15 protein-coding genes and 5 tRNA genes are annotated in these 17,545 nt (G+C 55.7%); all 20 read left to right on the top strand.

Annotated features, from left to right (window positions below; genetic code table 11):
- The first annotated feature begins 296 nt into the window (after window positions 1-296).
- The 20 genes from EDB94_RS19680 (at window position 297) to rpoB (ending at window position 17,484) form a co-directional block, all read left to right on the top strand.
- Window positions 297-1,496 (top strand): hypothetical protein, encoded by a 1,200-nt coding sequence (locus tag EDB94_RS19680; protein ID WP_108019294.1) that lies wholly within the window; start codon window positions 297-299, stop codon window positions 1,494-1,496.
- A gap of 10 nt (window positions 1,497-1,506) precedes the next feature.
- Window positions 1,507-2,586 carry a hypothetical protein gene (locus EDB94_RS19675; RefSeq protein WP_108019293.1) on the top strand — a complete coding sequence of 360 codons (1,080 nt, stop codon included), beginning with the start codon at window positions 1,507-1,509 and terminating at the stop codon, window positions 2,584-2,586.
- Window positions 2,583-3,131 carry a hypothetical protein gene (locus EDB94_RS19670; RefSeq protein WP_108019292.1) on the top strand — a complete coding sequence of 183 codons (549 nt, stop codon included), beginning with the start codon at window positions 2,583-2,585 and terminating at the stop codon, window positions 3,129-3,131. The genes EDB94_RS19675 and EDB94_RS19670 overlap by 4 nt, the downstream gene beginning before the upstream one ends.
- Before the next feature lie 20 nt (window positions 3,132-3,151).
- Entirely contained in the window at window positions 3,152-5,554 is a 2,403-nt protein-coding gene (locus EDB94_RS19665; RefSeq protein WP_108019291.1) for a DUF6160 family protein, read from the top strand.
- A 102-nt stretch (window positions 5,555-5,656) separates the two neighbouring features.
- Complete coding sequence (locus EDB94_RS19660) at window positions 5,657-6,622, top strand: biotin--[acetyl-CoA-carboxylase] ligase (RefSeq protein ID WP_108019290.1); 966 nt, start codon at window positions 5,657-5,659, stop codon at window positions 6,620-6,622.
- On the top strand, window positions 6,619-7,353 hold the full coding sequence (locus EDB94_RS19655) for a type III pantothenate kinase (RefSeq protein ID WP_008174817.1): 735 nt from the start codon (window positions 6,619-6,621) through the stop codon (window positions 7,351-7,353). Before EDB94_RS19660 ends, EDB94_RS19655 begins: the two co-directional genes overlap by 4 nt.
- Window positions 7,350-8,024, top strand: coding sequence for a hypothetical protein (locus tag EDB94_RS19650; RefSeq protein WP_260312633.1), 675 nt, complete (start codon window positions 7,350-7,352; stop codon window positions 8,022-8,024). The genes EDB94_RS19655 and EDB94_RS19650 overlap by 4 nt, the downstream gene beginning before the upstream one ends.
- 31 nt (window positions 8,025-8,055) lie before the next feature.
- Window positions 8,056-8,131, top strand: a tRNA-Thr gene (locus tag EDB94_RS19645).
- Window positions 8,132-8,170: 39 nt separating this feature from the next.
- Window positions 8,171-8,255 (top strand) — tRNA-Tyr (locus tag EDB94_RS19640).
- Between the two features lie 11 nt (window positions 8,256-8,266).
- A tRNA-Gly gene (locus EDB94_RS19635) sits at window positions 8,267-8,341 on the top strand.
- 14 nt (window positions 8,342-8,355) lie between these two features.
- Window positions 8,356-8,431 (top strand) — tRNA-Thr (locus EDB94_RS19630).
- A 51-nt stretch (window positions 8,432-8,482) separates the two neighbouring features.
- Window positions 8,483-9,679 carry an elongation factor Tu gene (gene tuf / locus EDB94_RS19625; RefSeq protein ID WP_008174823.1) on the top strand — a complete coding sequence of 399 codons (1,197 nt, stop codon included), beginning with the start codon at window positions 8,483-8,485 and terminating at the stop codon, window positions 9,677-9,679.
- Between the two features lie 37 nt (window positions 9,680-9,716).
- A tRNA-Trp gene (locus EDB94_RS19620) sits at window positions 9,717-9,792 on the top strand.
- A 33-nt stretch (window positions 9,793-9,825) separates the two neighbouring features.
- Complete coding sequence (gene secE, locus EDB94_RS19615; protein ID WP_008174826.1) at window positions 9,826-10,194, top strand: preprotein translocase subunit SecE; 369 nt, start codon at window positions 9,826-9,828, stop codon at window positions 10,192-10,194.
- A 12-nt stretch (window positions 10,195-10,206) separates the two neighbouring features.
- Window positions 10,207-10,740, top strand: a complete 534-nt coding sequence (gene nusG, locus EDB94_RS19610; protein WP_108019289.1) for a transcription termination/antitermination protein NusG — start codon at window positions 10,207-10,209, stop codon at window positions 10,738-10,740.
- A gap of 117 nt (window positions 10,741-10,857) precedes the next feature.
- Window positions 10,858-11,289: a 50S ribosomal protein L11 gene (rplK, locus tag EDB94_RS19605; protein WP_008174831.1), complete on the top strand. Its 432-nt coding sequence runs from the start codon at window positions 10,858-10,860 to the stop codon at window positions 11,287-11,289.
- A 1-nt stretch (window position 11,290) separates the two neighbouring features.
- Window positions 11,291-11,989: a 50S ribosomal protein L1 gene (rplA, locus tag EDB94_RS19600; protein ID WP_008174833.1), complete on the top strand. Its 699-nt coding sequence runs from the start codon at window positions 11,291-11,293 to the stop codon at window positions 11,987-11,989.
- A gap of 225 nt (window positions 11,990-12,214) precedes the next feature.
- Entirely contained in the window at window positions 12,215-12,745 is a 531-nt protein-coding gene (gene rplJ, locus EDB94_RS19595; protein WP_008174835.1) for a 50S ribosomal protein L10, read from the top strand.
- Between the two features lie 40 nt (window positions 12,746-12,785).
- Window positions 12,786-13,163, top strand: a complete 378-nt coding sequence (gene rplL / locus EDB94_RS19590) for a 50S ribosomal protein L7/L12 (protein WP_008174836.1) — start codon at window positions 12,786-12,788, stop codon at window positions 13,161-13,163.
- 241 nt (window positions 13,164-13,404) lie between these two features.
- Window positions 13,405-17,484 (top strand): DNA-directed RNA polymerase subunit beta, encoded by a 4,080-nt coding sequence (rpoB, locus tag EDB94_RS19585; RefSeq protein ID WP_041646080.1) that lies wholly within the window; start codon window positions 13,405-13,407, stop codon window positions 17,482-17,484.
- The last annotated feature ends 61 nt before the right edge of the window (window positions 17,485-17,545 follow it).

The raw sequence follows: 17,545 nt of genomic DNA, 5'->3' as shown, positions 1-17,545 counted from the left end.
GTGAAACAGACCAGCGCCGATGGTAGTGTGGCGTTGCCCATGTGAGAGTAGGTCATCGTCAGGCTCCTAATACCAAAACCCCAGCATCCTTGATGCTGGGGTTTTTTTATTGCCTGAAATTTGGCAAATGCCAAAACCATGACGCTGCGCACAGTGACAACATGTAACCGAGGTTACACTTCTGTAAAAGAACTGGCTAAAACAACACCAAAAATCCAAGCCAGCCTCAGAGACGCTCATCAGTCATCTTTAAATCAGCCGCCAATAACAAGAAGCGGCCGCGGTGAGATGTGACTATGAGTAAACCATTTTATTCGTTTCTCCTCCTGCCTTTACTGGCCTCGGGGGTCAACGCCGAACTGCGCCCGATTTCAGATCGACAGATGTCTGAAGTCACAGGGCAGGCCTTTGTATCGGTTGACCGCCAGTACCATCCTGATGCCAACGACAACACCGCCTATACCCGGGTCAATCTCGGAATGGACATTGAAATCCAGACCAATGTGGATGTGCTGGAAATGGGCCGTTACGACCGGGAAGGTGAGAAACCGGGTACTTCGGATGTCTATATTGAAGATTTTGCCCTTGGTTACATTAACAATCAGGCTTACTTTGACGCCAATCCCAAAGCCCCGAGACAGCGAAAGCCCGATGGCAGTACCTATGCCGAGGGGGAAATCGTTCCTTTCTTGATCCAGAATCCGTTTCTGGAGTTCGCCTTCGATGAACAAACTGAGGAAGTGGTCGGCTTCCGACTGGGTTTCGGTGAATCCATGGGTGTCCTGTCCGGCAAGATTGAAACGCTGACTGGCAATGTGAACGTGGACATCATTGACCGCGGTGAAGGGCTGAGCCAGGCCAGCTCAAGCGGTAACCTTTTTGACCAAATCATCGTGCTCCTCACCCCTCTACTCGAAGGCGGTAGTCCATTATCCACCAAGGCAGAGCTGGTTTACGGTGCGGAGGGCGATCCAAACATTGGCTCCCTGGACCCGGTAAGAGCGGAATACATCGGTATCCCGGATGGCGAACGGTTCATTCTCGAAGGCGCAAGCGGCTTTACCCGCTGGTCGGTAAAGAATCTGATCGGCTGGGGGTCGAGTTCCCGAATCGAGGTTCCGGATTGTTCCTTTTTCAGCTGTTCAGGCGGTGACATTTATGTTTACGCGGAGGACTGCCTGGTCCTTGGAATAGATTCCTGTTTCGACCTGGATATCTATAACAGCTTCCCGGTAGGAGAGGTTGGTGAGGTCAATGGCGAGCGACGTATCACCGGGCCGGCCGACGGTGCTTTTATCTCATTCCAGACCAAAGATCTTGATTGGCTGAAGGATGTAAAGAAAACAGACTTCACGCCCGAAGATTTTATCAAGGCCACATCAGGTGCCTTCTTCAATATTCCCAACGGCGCTACTGAGGTGAATCTCAACGAGGCGCTCTATGGCACCCAGCGTTACCGCACCGAATACATCGACCGCGGCAAAGGTCTGTTCTGAGGAACTTCGTATGAAATGGTTGAGTTTCAGTCAGCTTCCTGTTTTCGCGCGGCTCCTTCTGGTGATGGCGGCTGTTCTGACCGCCCCAGTGCCTGTTGAGGCGGAACTTCAGGGGCTTTCGGAAACTGAAATGTCCTCGATTGATGGAGCCGGGATCGGCCTTGTACTGGAGAATTTCAAATTCTCCCATGGAACGGATGAGCCGGATGCCGCGGGAGAGCAGGCACGCATTTTCCGGATTGGCGGGATCAAAAGCACCGATGGCCGTGATGTCGATATTACGGTAAACCATCTCTACATCGCCGGGGCCAATAGCAACTACGGAGAGACTCTGGGCCCGGTCAATCTTGGGAGACTCCTTAACCCGTGGAAAATCGATGTGGTGGATGGCAATGACATTGGTATCGCTGACAAGGCGGTGCTGGAGTTCGCAGCCAGTGCCATGGTCAATAGCGATCAGGGTTATGACTGTATGGACTCCGGGGCCAGTCCAGGCAGCGGCACCTGCTCGAGTCGCCCGGCTTCAGCTGGATACATCGGGGAGCGAGCGGACATCGGCATGCAGATGAACGTGGCAGTTGGTGACGACCGGTCTGCCAATATCAATATCCACGCAAAGAGTGCTGTCATCGATGGTAGCTATCTGCGCCTTTGGGGCGATAACGATCGGCGCCAGATGGTCGGCCAGTTCAAGCTGAATTTCTATTCCCCGGAACTTTCTATCAATGCCTGCGCACAGGACGGTTCCACCTGCGGATCACGAATACTGATGAGCAATTTTGCGCTCGAACTGGCGATTGGCAACCAGCTTCAACCGGTATTCTTCGACGTTGATGGCAGTGGAAACTTTGTAGTGGAGGTTGCTGCAATTCGGCGCCCTCAGCCGGGCGAGATCGGTGCCGACGGTCTCCGCGGCAGCAGTGATGCGGATGCCTGGGATTTCTACGAGTCCTACTACACGAACCCGGAGTTTCGCAGCAATCTCAAGATCGGAAATTTCAGTGTTGGCGACCGCGATTTTGGTTCGGCCCGTGTACAGGGAATGCTGATACAACACTTGAACATTAAGACCAGGGATCTGAGCCAATGAAATCCTTTCTGCGCAGAACAATACTGGCTCTCCCTGTTTTTCTGTTTTCACTCCCCAGCCTTGCCGAACTCGCCCGCCTGGAAGATGAAGCTCTCTCGGATATCTCCGGACAGGGTGGGATCTACCTGTCCGGAGATATCAGCATCAATGAAATGGGCGGTCCGGTTGAGAACAGTTATTTCGGACGTTGTGATGACGTGGACAAGAAGTGTGGCGCCCGTTTTGCTTACCGGCTGAAAGAAAACGGCGGATGGATGGTGCTTGATGATATTCGGGGCAATTTCGCGTTTGAGGGCCTGACACTGCGGGTCCGCAAAGTCGATTCGGGATTCGGTGGTGATGGCGAACTGTTCAATCGGGATGTGCTGGAGCTTGGGCTGCCCAATACTGTTCGGTTCAACGACGTTCAATTCAAGATTTCTTCCAGCAGCACGGCCCGGCCCACCGACCCCGGCTTTCAGCAGACCGACATATTCTCTGTTGATATGCGAGGGGACGTTGTGATGGAAGGAAACCTGCTCGTGTTCCCGGCGGGGAATCCGTGAGATTGAAGAGGTTAACGGTTATGGGCGCGCCAGACAGAATCAAACAACTTACCCCGATTGCCACTGGGCTGTTTTGTGTGGTCCTCGCCTTGCCGGTGGTCGCTGACATGAAAAGCCTGGACGATTCCACGCTGGCAAACATCAGTGGCCAGAGTGGTTTGTCGGTAGAGCTCGATCTTGGCCTGACGGCAGATCGACTGTCCTATGTTGATGATGGCAGCGGCATCCATCTGGACGGTTTTCGCATTGGGTCCGCCATTGATCCTTCTGGTCAGGCATTCCACCTGATTCGCATCGATGTTGAGGAGGATGCATCCCTTAACCTCGATTACCTGGTGAAAGACCGACGGATCGAGTTCGGTGATATCCGGCTCGCCGGGGCCCCCGGTGTCAGTATGGGGGGGATCTTTTTCGATCATTCTCTGGAAGGGTATTTAAATATAAGGCAGGGCAGCTCCGTTGGCGGGGCCGGATATACCTTTGACTCCGCCTACACGATGACTGGCGGCCGTCTGGGATATCGCACCAATGGCAATGAAGTTTTTCTGGACGATATTTCCATGAATGTGGAGGCACTGGGAGTAACCCTGGATGTGGTCGGCGACACTCTGGCTCTGAATGCGCCCAGAATAACCGGGGATTGGGAGGTCGGCGCGATTCGTTACAGCAGCAACCCCCTGAATCATGGCGTATCCGTCGATTCCGGCAACGGACAGCCTCTATCCAGCTATGGCAGCCTGAGTGGAAGTTACGAGCTTTCCTCCAGCACCAGCCTGACTGCCGGCGGCCGATCCGGAGAGGGCCTGCGAATCGATAACGAGACCGTTATACACTCGGCCTCTTTTCTGTACAGGGATGACGGAAAGGCCCTCGCGCTTCGAGACATCACTGGCGTCTATCGGATTAACGACCTCCGGCTCGATGTGGCGACCGACTGGCAGAATAGATCGGCCCTGGCCCTGACCCTTGGCTCCATGGATGGTGAATTCAGCATTGGCGCTATTGAGGTGGGTGGCAATGGCAAGAGTATCGGTCAGGTGAATGTCAGCTTTCTGCTTGAAGATCAGGTGTTCAACGGCCGCAGCTATTCCAATGCGATCTATCTGCAGGGGGGTGGACACCCTGACGCCGGGCCGCAGGGCTTGCGACTTGCCACTGAATGGAGTCTTCGGCTTGCTGATTTCAGCTACACCGAAGACGGCAACCGGGTGATCTTCAGTGGCCTGCAGTCCTGGGGGCAGGGCGATGTAACGGTCAATGTAACTCGCGATGGCGTCACCAACGATACCGAGTTCTTCGATGGTCTGCGGATTGGTTTCGAGGACATCAGGGCCGGCTACCGGATCAACGGTCTGCGAGTAGGAAGTGATGACGCCCCCTTGCAGGGTGGCACAGAGCTGCTGCTGGCACTGGGGTTCTATCCGGCTTACGAATTCGAGCTTGATGGCCATGTGACGCTCGGTGCAGGCGGCGCATCGGGTGAGGGAATAACCATCAATTCCGATGTCAGCATCAGGAACGGCAAGGCGGCGATTATCGCGGTGCCCTACGATGAAGGTAATGGTGAGATTCCCCAGAAGGGTCTCTGGATTACCGAACTGGATTATGACGCGCATGTCCGTGACATGACCGTTGATGTCAGCCAGGAGGGGCTTGCGGTGATCAAGGGCGAATCCTGGAGCACCATGGATATCGGCAATCTGAGAATCGGCGACAAGGAATCCGGTCAGAGTTTCGGGAGGTTCGTGATTAAGAAATACGAAACCGGCAGCAGCATGACCGTCGTCCCCGGCGGGGCCGGCGATGTCTGCGCCGGTGGCATGGGTGATAGTCCATCCGCCTGTGCGGCTTCCGGAGGTGTCTGGGAAACCCGGGGTGAGGAGGGGCTGACGGTCCGCCTGAAGCAGGTGCTTGCCAAGGCCATCAATGAAGCCCGGAAGAACTCGCTGACCTGGGAAACCAACCGGCAAAGCAGCGGTGTTGGTGAGGCCATGAACGGAACCGGGACGAGCCTCGTTCTGAACGATATCCATACCAGCGATGGTGGGGATTTCGATGGTGATGGCGTAGACGACAACTCGTTTGGGCTACGCACCGATCTTTCCGTGGATGTCTATCAAACCCGGGTTGTGAAGAAAGAGGACGGTCCGGATGCAATGGGAGTGACAGGCAACCGGGGCGATGAAAAAATCATGGATGGTTCGTCCACTGCCGGTTACCGCTATGTCTCCAATCCAACCCTCGCCGAGGCCGACAACAGACCGCTCGGGTTTGCGGTGAAGGCGAGAAGCCGGTTCAAGGAACTCTCGATCAACAATATTGATCTGGTTCATCCCGTTGGTGGTGCTCAGACGGCCGTCTATGGCGTCAAAATGCAGAACTTTGATATCAAGGCCAATCTGACCGCAACCCCGATTCCCTGATCTTCCTGCAGGCGGTTCGCAAAGCGACGCCGCCAACTTTGTCTTTTTCCCTTCCCTGGTGTTTAATCCGGCCTTACCCAATTTCATGGCTGGATGCATCTTATGAAATCCAAAGCACTTATAGAGCTGCTCAGTGACGGTCAGGTTCACTCCGGAGCCGCGCTGGCCGAAAAGCTCGGGGTTAGTCGTACCGCAATCTGGAAGCAGATTCGTCGCGCGATGGAGGAAGGTGCTGACATTGCCACGATTCGCGGACGTGGATATCAGCTGGTGTCCCGGGTCGACCTGCTCGATAGGGCGCGGGTGCTTCGTGAAATTGCCGCCGGCCGGGAACAGGAGCTTTCACTGACAGTCCTCGACGAGGTTGACTCGACCAATGCCGAGGTGATCAGGCAGATTACCGGCGGAAGCAAAGGTGTCCCGGTGGTTATCGCCGACTGTCAGACGTCCGGCCGAGGCCGACGGGGGCGTGTATGGCAAAGCCCCCGGGGCGAAAACCTGTACCTGAGCATGGGGCTCACCTTCCACGGCGGCTTCGGTGTACTGGATGGATTGAGTCTGGTGCTCGGCGTTGCGGTGGCCAATGCCCTGGAACGACTGGGAGTGCCGGAGGTCGGACTCAAGTGGCCAAATGATATTTTTCTGCCGGACGGCAAGCTTGGCGGCATCCTGGTGGAGCTCCAGGGCGAGCTGGAGGAAGGCGTGGTGCAGGTCATTGCGGGTATTGGGCTGAATGTACATATGTCCCGGGCTGATGGCGTCGATCAACCCTGGAGCAGCCTCGCCAGGGCCTGCCCTCAAGTCGAGTGGTCGCGCAGCCAGATCGGCGGTGCAATCATCGATGCTGTATTCGATGCTGTCGCGCTGTTCTCGGATATCGGGTTTGCAGATTTTCGGGAGTCCTGGCAGCGTCGCGATGTGTTCATGGGAAAATCGCTCAAGGCCCGGGGCGGTGATGTCGAAGGTGTCGGTTGTGGCATTGACGACGCCGGCAACTATCAAATCCGGACCGAAAACGGGCTTGTTCCGGTGCGCGCAGGGGAAATCAGTCTGCGAGTGGCAAAATGAATCTGTTTATTGACGCGGGTAACACCCGGCTGAAGTGGTGTCTTGCAAACCAGGATGAGGTTCTGGCCTCGGGGACCGGCTCTCTCGAAGACGAGAACCCCCTGGGCATGTCGGGAGAACTGATCGGAAAGGTTGTGTCTGTCGCCATATCCACCGTCGCGTCTGAAGAAAGGCGAACTCATTTGGCGGGCTCCGTCGAGAAGCTGTGTCAGGCGCCGGTTCGCTTTTACTGGTCGGAACAGTCCCGGAATGGCCTCATGAACGCCTACCAGGATGTCTCGAGAATGGGGGCTGATCGGTGGCATGGAATGTACGGTGCCTGGCTCGATCACAGGCAGGGCTTTGCGGTCTTGGACGCAGGCAGTGCCGTTACTGTCGATTATGTTGATCGGCATGGTCAGCATCTGGGTGGTTATATTCTTCCTGGCCTGCAGATGATGCTGCGCAGTCTTCGGACCGATGCCGCCCGGATCTGGTTCGACCCGGACCAGGGGCTGGCAACGGACCCTGGCAAGAGTACCGGAGAGTGCGTGAACCATGGTCTTGCCTGGCTGTCTGCTGCGATGATTGAGCGGGTGATCGCTGACGCCCGAAAACTGTCACTGTCTGAAATTCTGGTTACTGGCGGCGATGCTGACCGGCTTATCGGTCTTGGTCTGCCCGGTATTTCTCGCCCGGATCTTGTGTTGTCGGGACTTCGTGCAATTCATGCGGAGGAAACCTCCGGATGAGGTGGTTGGCGTTGGTGCTGGTGCTGGTGAGTATTGCTATTTATTACCTGCCGGACTTCGTGGGGCCATCGGGCGGCATGGCCAATGTTGCCAGTGGCAGCCTGCCAAGGGTGGCCAGCCTCAAATCTCCGGGGCAGGAAGACTCCGGTGTCGGGCCTGGTGCACCCGCCGACGAATCCGAAATGTCCTGTGCCCGCCTTGGATGGATTGAAACCGCGGAGCGCGCCCGAAGCCTGATGGACAGTCAACCTCTCGCGGAGGAGGCGGGTTTCAGGATTGAAGAAGTCGAAAGAGAGCTGGCACCCCTGCACTGGGTTCTTATTCCACCCCAGCCCGAGGCTGTCGCCCTGAGCCAGTTTCGTGACATTCAGAGGCGGGGGATCGACTCCTATCTGGTTACCGAGGGCGAAAACCGCAATGCCATTTCGCTGGGGCTGTTCGAGTCCCGCGAATCTGCAATTTCCGTGCTGGAAGAAAAAAAACGTCAGAATCTTAATGCGGTACTGGTCAACTTCCCCCGAAATCAGATAAGCTACGCGCTCTCTTTTGAGGCGGAACCGGAACTCGCTGAAGAACTGGTTCAGGCGGTGAAAGCGGATTACGGCAGCAATTTTGATTTCGTTGAAATCAGGCCTTGTGAAGGTGTTGCAACGCCAGAAAAAAATCCGTAGTATACCGCCCTCGCTGACGAGGCGAATGTGAGCTGGCGTAGCTCAGTTGGTAGAGCAGCTGACTTGTAATCAGCAGGTCGGGGGTTCGATTCCGTCCGCCAGCTCCACTTTAAGTTTTGACGGATTTGCTCACGCGAATCCGACTCGGAGGGGTTCCCGAGTGGCCAAAGGGATCAGACTGTAAATCTGACGGCATCGCCTTCGCAGGTTCGAATCCTGCCCCCTCCACCACTAAATTGCTCGCGGGCATCGTATAGTGGCTATTACCTCAGCCTTCCAAGCTGATGACGCGGGTTCGATTCCCGCTGCCCGCTCCAATTTGTTTTGTAATGCTCATGTAGCTCAGTTGGTAGAGCACACCCTTGGTAAGGGTGAGGTCGGCGGTTCAAATCCGCCCATGAGCTCCATTATTTATCCGGTCAACGTTACGATCCTGGTTGATTAGGGAGATTGGTCGAATGTCTAAGTCTAAGTTTGAACGTAATAAGCCGCACTTGAACGTAGGCACCATTGGTCACGTTGACCATGGTAAAACCACTTTGACTGCTGCCCTGACCCGTGTATGTCACGAAGTTTGGGGTACAGGCTCTGCGAGTGCCTTCGACCAGATCGATAACGCACCGGAAGAGAAGGCGCGTGGTATTACCATTGCGACTTCCCACGTTGAGTACGATTCCCCGAATCGCCACTACGCTCACGTAGACTGCCCGGGCCACGCTGACTATGTGAAGAACATGATCACTGGTGCAGCGCAGATGGACGGCGCGATCCTGGTTTGCTCCGCAGCTGACGGCCCCATGCCGCAGACCCGTGAGCACATCCTGCTGTCCCGTCAGGTTGGCGTACCTTACATCGTTGTGTTCCTGAACAAAGCGGACATGGTAGACGATGAAGAGCTGCTCGAGCTGGTTGAGATGGAAGTTCGTGATCTGCTGAGCCAGTACGACTTCCCGGGTGACGACACTCCGATCATCACCGGTTCTGCGCTGATGGCGCTGGAAGGCAAAGACGACAACGAGATGGGCACTACCGCTGTTAAGAAGCTGGTGGAAGCTCTGGATGACTACATCCCCGAGCCGGAGCGTGCGATCGATCAGCCGTTCCTGATGCCGATAGAGGACGTCTTCTCTATCTCTGGTCGTGGTACTGTTGTGACCGGCCGTGTTGAGCGTGGCGTTATCAAGACTGGTGACGAAGTGGAAATCGTTGGTATCAAGGATACCGTGAAGACTACTTGTACTGGTGTTGAGATGTTCCGCAAGCTGCTGGACGAAGGTCGTGCCGGTGAGAACATTGGTGCGCTTCTGCGTGGCACCAAGCGTGACGACGTTGAGCGTGGTCAGGTTCTGGCGGTTCCGGGTTCCATCACTCCGCACACCAAGTTCGAGTGCGAAGTGTACGTACTGTCCAAAGAAGAAGGCGGCCGTCATACTCCGTTCTTCAAGGGCTACCGTCCGCAGTTCTACTTCCGTACCACCGACGTGACCGGTTCTTGCGAACTGCCGGAAGGTGTGGAAATGGTTATGCCGGGTGACAACGTCAAGATGAGTGTTACCCTGATTGCTCCGATCGCCATGGAAGATGGTCTGCGCTTCGCGATTCGTGAAGGCGGCCGTACCGTTGGTGCCGGCGTAGTCTCCAAGATCATCGAGTAATAGACTCGAGAGTAAGTGCACTGAGTTGTTTCGGTGCAGGCCAGTAGCTCAATTGGCAGAGCAGCGGTCTCCAAAACCGCAGGTTGGGGGTTCGATTCCCTCCTGGCCTGCCATTTTTTAACATCCGGATACATAAGTTGATTCCTATGGAGTCAAAAGCCGTTCAGTCAGCCAGCCGTTTCGATTTCGTGAAGTGGCTGGTTGTTTTCGTTCTGATCGCCATCGGTGTGGTGGGGAATCAGTATTATAGTGCCGAGTCTCTGCTGTATCGGGTTCTGGCTCTTGTAGGTCTCGCAATTGTGGCGGCGCTTGTTGCCCTCCAGACCGACCGTGGTCGTCGCTTCGCGACGCTGCTGAAGGAAGCGAGAGTAGAGATCCGGAAAGTGGTATGGCCCACCAGGCCCGAGCTCGTGCAGACGACAGCGATTGTTGTGGTGTTTGTGCTCGTTGTGGCTCTGTTGTTGTGGGGTATGGATTCGCTGATCAGCTGGCTGGTCGCCGGGTTTATCGGTTAACAGGAGTGGGCAATGGCTAAGCGCTGGTACGTCGTTCATGCGTATTCTGGCTTCGAAAAGCAGGTAATGCGCACTCTCAGGGAGCGCGTTGCGCTGCACGAGATGGGAGACCGTTTCGGCGAGATCCTGGTTCCGACCGAGGAAGTCGTCGAAATGCGAGAAGGGAAGAAGCGCAAGAGTGAGCGCAAATTCTATCCCGGGTACGTACTGGTCCAGATGGAAATGGACGATGCGACGTGGCACCTTGTGAAAAATACTCCGCGTGTTCTTGGTTTTATTGGTGGTACCAAGGATAAGCCTGCACCGATTACCGAAAAGGAAGCGGAAGCGATCCTTCGTCGAGTCGAAAGCGGTGCAGACAAGCCCAAGCCGAAGACGCTGTTCGAGCCGGGTGAGATTGTTCGCGTTGTTGAAGGTCCTTTTGCGGACTTCAATGGTGTGGTTGAGGAAGTTGACTACGACAAGAGTCGGGTCAAGGTTGCCGTTCTGATCTTTGGTCGTTCAACTCCGGTAGAGCTGGAGTTCGGGCAGGTCGAGAAAGACTGACCGGTAACGGGAAAGCTGAAAGCTCGCGCGCTCAAGCGACGCGGGCTTTTTGTGTCTGCTCTTAGCAGTTGTAAAAACGGGGAGCCGAGAGGCGTTTGAACCCACAGGAGATCTATCATGGCAAAGAAAATTGAAGCGTACATCAAGCTTCAGGTTGCTGCCGGCAAGGCCAACCCGAGTCCCCCCGTTGGTCCTGCACTGGGTCAGCGCGGCGTAAACATCATGGAATTCTGCAAGGCGTTCAACGCCCAGACTCAGGACATGGAGCCTGGTCTGCCGATTCCGACCGTGATCACCGTTTACAGTGATCGCAGCTTTACCTTTATTACCAAGACTCCGCCTGCACCGGTTCTTCTCCTGAAGGCCGCTGGCATCAAGAGTGGCTCCGGTCGTCCGAATACCGAGAAAGTCGGTACCGTGACCCGCGAGCAGCTTGAAGAAATTGCCAAGACTAAAGAGCCGGACCTGACTGCAGCCGATATGGACGCAGCGGTACGTACCATTGCAGGAACAGCCCGCAGCATGGGCCTGAACGTGGAGGGCCTGTAACATGGCGAAGCTGAGCAAGCGTCAGAAGCTTATTCGTGAAAAGGTAGACTCTACCCGTTCCTACTCTGTCGACGAAGCAGTTGCACTGCTGGTTGAGCTGGGCCAGAACGTGAAGTTCAAAGAGTCTGTCGACGTAGCCGTCAATCTGGGCGTTGACGCACGTAAATCCGACCAGGTTGTCCGTAGCAGCACTGTTCTGCCTCACGGCACCGGCAAAACCGTTCGCGTCGCTGTATTTACCCAGGGCGCCAATGCCGAGAAAGCAACGGCTGCTGGTGCAGACGTTGTAGGCATGGACGATCTGGCGGACGAAGTTAAGAAAGGCAACATGGATTTCGACGTGGTTATCGCCACTCCGGACGCCATGCGTGTTGTTGGTCAGCTGGGCCAGATTCTTGGTCCCCGTGGCCTGATGCCGAACCCGAAGGTGGGTACTGTGACTCCTGACGTCGAGACTGCGGTCAAGAACGCCAAGGCCGGTCAGGTTCGTTACCGCACCGACAAGAACGGCATTATCCACGCTCCGCTGGGTAACGTTGAATTCTCTGCGCAGAACATCAAGGAAAACCTTGAAGCTCTGGTAGCAGATCTGAAAAAGGCCAAGCCGTCGTCGGCGAAAGGTGTGTATCTCAAAAAGATCACCATTTCCTCGACTATGGGTCCTGGCCTGACTATCGATCAGAGCGGTCTCGCTATTTGATCCTTTGATCGGTGGTTACTTTGTAGTCTGGGCGGAAGCCAAGGCTGTCAAAGACCGCAGGCCCCCGAAGCACTTTCGGTCTGACTGGAAGTGCTGCAAGGGTTAAAGCAACGCCTGCGCAGACGGTGTGAAGACGTTCTCTCTGAACCCAAACACCGTTAGGAGCCCCGCGAGGGGTATATGTGGGTTTGCCGGGAAGACCCGGCGAAATCGAGGAGAAATCCAGTGGCAATTAGACTCGAAGACAAGAAAGCGATCGTCGCTGAAGTCAACGAGACTGCCGGTGGTGCTCTGTCTGTGGTTATGGCTGACTACCGTGGTGTTACCTCTGGTGACATGACGGCGCTTCGTGCCAAGGCTCGTGCCGAAAACGTGCGTCTGAAGGTTGTTCGTAACAACCTGGCGAAGATCGCGATTCGCGGTACCGAGTTCGAGTGCATCGACGAAGCCCTGGTCGGCCCGACCATTCTGGCATTCTCTATGGAAGATCCGGGCGCGGCAGCGCGTCTGTTGAAGGATTTTGCCAAAGAGAAAGAGGCGTTCGAGATTAAGGCACTGGCCGTCGGCGGAGAGCTGATGGGTGCAGACCAGATCGACCGTCTTGCCAAGCTGCCAACACGTCACGAAGCGCTGACAATGCTGGCCGCAGTAACACAGGCACCGATCACCAAGCTGGCACGGACACTGAACGAAGTTCCTTCGAAAGTGACTCGTGCTGTAGCGGCAGTTCGCGACCAGAAGCAAGAAGCTGCTTGATTCTGTTGAACACCATTTTTTATATTTTTGGGAGAAAGTCATGGCTCTGTCTAACGAAGACATTTTGAACGCAATCGCTGAAATGAGCGTAATGGACGTAGTTGCGCTGGTTGAAGCAATGGAAGAAAAATTCGGTGTTTCTGCCGCTGCAGCCGTCGCTGCTGCGCCGGCCGCTGCTGGTGGTGGCGAAGCTGCTGCTGAAGAGCAGACCGAGTTTGACGTTGTACTTACCGGTCCTGGTGAGAAGAAAGTAAACGTAATCAAGGCCGTTCGTGAACTGACTGGCCTGGGTCTGAAAGAAGCCAAGGAAATGGTCGACAGCGCTCCTTCCGTTATCAAGGAAGCAGCTAGCAAAGACGACGCTGAAGAAGCCAAGAAGAAGCTTGAGGAAGCAGGCGCTTCTGTTGAGCTCAAGTAAGAGTCGGCTGTTGATCGAAACCGTGCGATAAGCATGGACAGGCTGGTGGCTTTGGGCCACCGGCCTTTTTCTGTTGTATATGCTATAGAGTCTGGTGAGCAATTGCAGGTTGATGTCAGATCTATAACCTACAGCCAGAGTCTTGTTCAAGACGGCGCGATAAGCCGAGCAATTCGGCCCCGAAGCAGAACATTGGTTGCTTCTTGATACCAGGTATCAGGTCTAAAGCTGGGGAATGCAGATGACTTACTCCTACACTGAGAAAAAGCGGATTCGCAAAGATTTTAGTAAATTGCCTTCCGTGATGGACGTCCCCTATTTGCTGTCTATTCAGCTGGATTCGTTCCGGGACTTCCTCCAAATGGAAGCCGCTCCTGAAGACCGCCGGGAAACCGGTCTTCACGCAGCATTCAAATCCGTATTCCCGATTGTCAGTTACTCTGGCAATGCCGCGCTCGAATACGTGAGCTATCGTATTGGCGAGCCGGTTTTTGATGTCAAGGAATGCCAGCTTAGGGGCGTAACCTATGCAGCGCCGCTGCGGGTGAAGGTCCGCCTTATCATTTACGATAAGGAATCGTCCAACAAGGCGATCAAGGACATTAAAGAGCAGGAAGTCTACATGGGCGAGATGCCCCTGATGACCGAGAACGGTACCTTCGTTATCAACGGTACCGAGCGCGTTATTGTTTCCCAGCTCCACCGGTCTCCGGGTGTGTTCTTCGATCACGACAAGGGCAAGACCCATTCCTCCGGCAAGCTGCTGTATTCTGCCCGGGTGATTCCTTACCGTGGTTCCTGGCTGGACTTCGAGTTTGATCCGAAGGACTCCGTGTTCGTTCGTATCGACCGTCGTCGTAAGCTTCCGGCATCCATTCTGTTGCGTGCCCTGGGCTACACCTCCGAGCAGATGCTGGAGATGTTCTTCGAAACCAGTAAATTCAGCCTGGGCGCGGAAGTGTGCAAGCTGGAGCTGGTGCCGAGCCGTCTGCGTGGCGACATCGCAACCTTCGATATCAAGGACAATGACGGTAACGTGATTGTCGAGGAAGGTCGCCGGATTACGGCCCGCCACATCAAGCAGTTGGAAAAAGCCGGCATCAACGAGCTTGAGGTGCCGACCGAGTACCTGTACGGCCGTGTACTGGCGAAAGACATGATCGATCAGGCTTCCGGTGAAGTCCTGGTGGAGTGTAACTCCGAGCTGACAGAAGAGCTGGTCACCAAGATTCTCGACGCTGGCGTGAAGGATATCGAAACCCTTTACACCAACGATCTGGACTGTGGTCCGTTCATGTCTGACACCCTGCGTATCGATCCGACTCGCACGCCGCTCGAAGCGCTGGTTGAGATCTACCGGATGATGCGCCCGGGTGAGCCGCCCACCAAAGAGTCGGCTGAGAACCTGTTTAATAACCTGTTCTTCTCTGAAGAGCGCTATGACCTGTCTGCGGTTGGCCGGATGAAGCTGAACCGCCGTCTGCGCCGTGAAGAAAGCACAGGTGAGGGCACCCTGACCCACGAAGACATCATCGACGTTCTCAAGACCCTGATCGACATCCGTAACGGCCAGGGCAATGTGGATGATATCGATAACCTGGGTAACCGTCGTGTTCGCTGTGTTGGCGAAATGGCGGAAAACCAGTTCCGCGTTGGCCTGGTTCGGGTTGAGCGAGCGGTTCGTGAGCGTCTGAGCCTTGCTGAAAGCGAAGGGCTGATGCCGCAGGACCTGATCAACGCCAAGCCGGTAGCAGCCGCGGTTAAAGAATTCTTCGGCTCAAGCCAGCTGTCGCAGTTCATGGACCAGAACAACCCGTTGTCTGAGGTCACGCACAAGCGTCGTATCTCTGCTTTGGGCCCAGGTGGTCTGACCCGTGAGCGTGCAGGCTTTGAGGTTCGTGACGTACACCCGACCCACTACGGTCGCGTATGCCCGATCGAGACGCCGGAAGGTCCGAACATCGGTCTTATCAACTCGCTGGCGACTTACGCGCGCTCAAACTCCTACGGTTTCCTCGAGAGTCCGTACCGGAAAGTTGAGAACGGCGTGGTAACCGATGAAGTGGTTTACCTCTCCGCTATCGAGGAGAGCAACTACGTCATCGCCCAGGCCAGTGCTGCCATGGACGAGAAGACCAAGCGTCTGACCGACGAACTGGTTACCGTTCGCCACCAGAACGAATTTACCGTTACTCCGCCGGAGAGCGTTAACTTCATGGATGTATCTCCGCGCCAGGTAGTATCGGTCGCGGCATCCCTGATCCCGTTCCTGGAGCATGACGACGCCAACCGGGCACTGATGGGTGCGAACATGCAGCGTCAGGCGGTTCCGACACTCAAAGCCCAGGTTCCCCTGGTAGGAACCGGTGTTGAGCGTACGGTTGCCCAAGACTCTGGCGTCTGTGTATCGGCTCGCCGCGGCGGTGTGATCGAAAGCGTTGACGCTTCGCGCATCGTGGTTCGTGTCAATAACGAGGAAACCGAAGCGGGTGATGCAGGTGTGGATATCTACAACCTGACCAAGTACACCCGTTCGAACCAGAACACCTGTATCAACCAGCGCTCCATCGTGCGTCAGGGCGATATTATTGCCCGTGGCGACGTGTTGGCAGACGGTCCCTCTGTGGATCTGGGTGAGCTGGCACTGGGGCAGAACATGCGCATCGCGTTCATGCCCTGGAACGGTTACAACTTTGAGGACTCCATCCTCATTTCCGAGAAAGTGGTGCAGGAAGATCGCCTGACCACCATCCACATTCAGGAACTGACCTGTGTGGCTCGGGACACCAAGCTGGGTAGCGAAGAAATCACCGCGGATATTCCGAACGTTGGTGAAAGTGCGCTGTCCAAGCTGGATGAGTCCGGCATTGTTTATATTGGTGCTGAAGTGGGCCCCGGTGACATTCTGGTAGGCAAGGTCACACCGAAGGGTGAGACCCAGCTGACGCCGGAGGAGAAGCTGCTGCGTGCCATCTTCGGTGAGAAGGCGTCCGATGTTAAGGACACCTCCTCCCGCGTGCCGACTGGCACCCGCGGCACCGTTATCGACGTTCAGGTCTTTACCCGCGACGGTATCGAGAAGGATCAGCGTGCCCAGTCCATCGAGAAAGAGCAGCTGGACCAGTATCGCAAGGATCTGAAAGACGAATACCGGATTGTTGAAGGTGCGACTTTCGAGCGTCTGAACAGCGCATTGAAAGGGCAGGAAGTGATCAGTGGGCCGGGCCTGAAGAAAGGTGCCACCCTCGAAGAGAGCTACCTGGCCGAGCTGCCGCGTTCTGACTGGTTCAAGCTCCGGATGAAAGACGAGAGCCTGAACGAGCTGCTGGAGAAATCCGAGCAGGGTCTGGAAGACCGCAAGAAGGAACACGAAGCGCGCTTTGACGACAAGAAAGGCAAGCTTCAGCAGGGCGACGACCTCGCACCGGGCGTACTGAAGATCGTAAAGGTATACCTGGCGATCAAGCGTCGTATCCAGCCGGGTGACAAGATGGCCGGTCGTCACGGTAACAAGGGTGTTATTTCCTCGGTGATGCCGATCGAAGACATGCCTTACGACGAGCACGGCAACACGGTTGACGTGGTTCTGAACCCGCTGGGTGTTCCCTCGCGGATGAACGTAGGTCAGGTGCTTGAGACTCACCTGGGTGCTGCAGCCAAGGGTCTGGGTGAGCGTATCAGCCAGATGCTGGACGAGCAGCGCAAGGTGGCTGAATTACGCAAGCTGCTGGATGAGATCTACAATCACTCAGATGAAGTGTTCAAGGTGGACCTGGATTCCCTGTCCGACAAGGAAATCCTGGAGATGTGCCACAACCTTCGCGGCGGTGTGCCCATGGCAACGCCGGTATTCGACGGTGCCAAGGAAGCCGAGGTCAAGCGCATGCTTGAGCTTGCGGGACTGAGCACCACCGGTCAGACCATGCTGTATGACGGTCGTACTGGTGATATGTTCGACCGCCCGGTAACGGTTGGCTACATGTACATCCTGAAGCTGAACCACCTGATCGACGACAAGATGCACGCTCGTTCCACCGGTTCCTACAGCCTGGTTACCCAGCAGCCGCTGGGTGGTAAGGCGCAGTTCGGTGGCCAGCGCTTCGGTGAGATGGAAGTGTGGGCCCTTGAGGCCTACGGTGCGGCTTACACGCTGCAGGAGATGCTCACCGTCAAGTCTGATGACGTGAACGGTCGGACCAAGATGTACAAGAACATTGTCGATGGCGATCATCGGATGGAGCCGGGCATGCCCGAATCCTTCAACGTTCTTGTCAAGGAAATCCGCTCGCTGGGTATCGACATCGAGCTGGAATCCGAGTGAGCCGAATTGTTTTTGGCAGCGTGAGCGGGCACGACCAGTGCCCGCCCGAGATTAACGCCAT

It is taken from the genome of Marinobacter sp. 3-2, assembly GCF_003751355.1.
Taxonomy (GTDB): Bacteria; Pseudomonadota; Gammaproteobacteria; order Pseudomonadales; family Oleiphilaceae; genus Marinobacter; species Marinobacter adhaerens.
This window is presented reverse-complemented; position numbering and strand designations above follow the sequence as displayed.

Coding starts and splice junctions, on each gene's coding strand:
- rplL (WP_008174836.1), top strand. CDS start 12,786: ATGGCTCTGTCTAACGAAGACATTTTGAACGCAATCGCTGAAATGAGC.
- EDB94_RS19660 (WP_108019290.1), top strand. CDS start 5,657: ATGAAATCCAAAGCACTTATAGAGCTGCTCAGTGACGGTCAGGTTCAC.
- rplK (WP_008174831.1), top strand. CDS start 10,858: ATGGCAAAGAAAATTGAAGCGTACATCAAGCTTCAGGTTGCTGCCGGC.
- EDB94_RS19655 (WP_008174817.1), top strand. CDS start 6,619: ATGAATCTGTTTATTGACGCGGGTAACACCCGGCTGAAGTGGTGTCTT.
- EDB94_RS19665 (WP_108019291.1), top strand. CDS start 3,152: ATGGGCGCGCCAGACAGAATCAAACAACTTACCCCGATTGCCACTGGG.
- rplA (WP_008174833.1), top strand. CDS start 11,291: ATGGCGAAGCTGAGCAAGCGTCAGAAGCTTATTCGTGAAAAGGTAGAC.
- rpoB (WP_041646080.1), top strand. CDS start 13,405: ATGACTTACTCCTACACTGAGAAAAAGCGGATTCGCAAAGATTTTAGT.
- EDB94_RS19680 (WP_108019294.1), top strand. CDS start 297: ATGAGTAAACCATTTTATTCGTTTCTCCTCCTGCCTTTACTGGCCTCG.
- EDB94_RS19675 (WP_108019293.1), top strand. CDS start 1,507: ATGAAATGGTTGAGTTTCAGTCAGCTTCCTGTTTTCGCGCGGCTCCTT.
- secE (WP_008174826.1), top strand. CDS start 9,826: ATGGAGTCAAAAGCCGTTCAGTCAGCCAGCCGTTTCGATTTCGTGAAG.
- tuf (WP_008174823.1), top strand. CDS start 8,483: ATGTCTAAGTCTAAGTTTGAACGTAATAAGCCGCACTTGAACGTAGGC.
- EDB94_RS19670 (WP_108019292.1), top strand. CDS start 2,583: ATGAAATCCTTTCTGCGCAGAACAATACTGGCTCTCCCTGTTTTTCTG.
- EDB94_RS19650 (WP_260312633.1), top strand. CDS start 7,350: ATGAGGTGGTTGGCGTTGGTGCTGGTGCTGGTGAGTATTGCTATTTAT.
- nusG (WP_108019289.1), top strand. CDS start 10,207: ATGGCTAAGCGCTGGTACGTCGTTCATGCGTATTCTGGCTTCGAAAAG.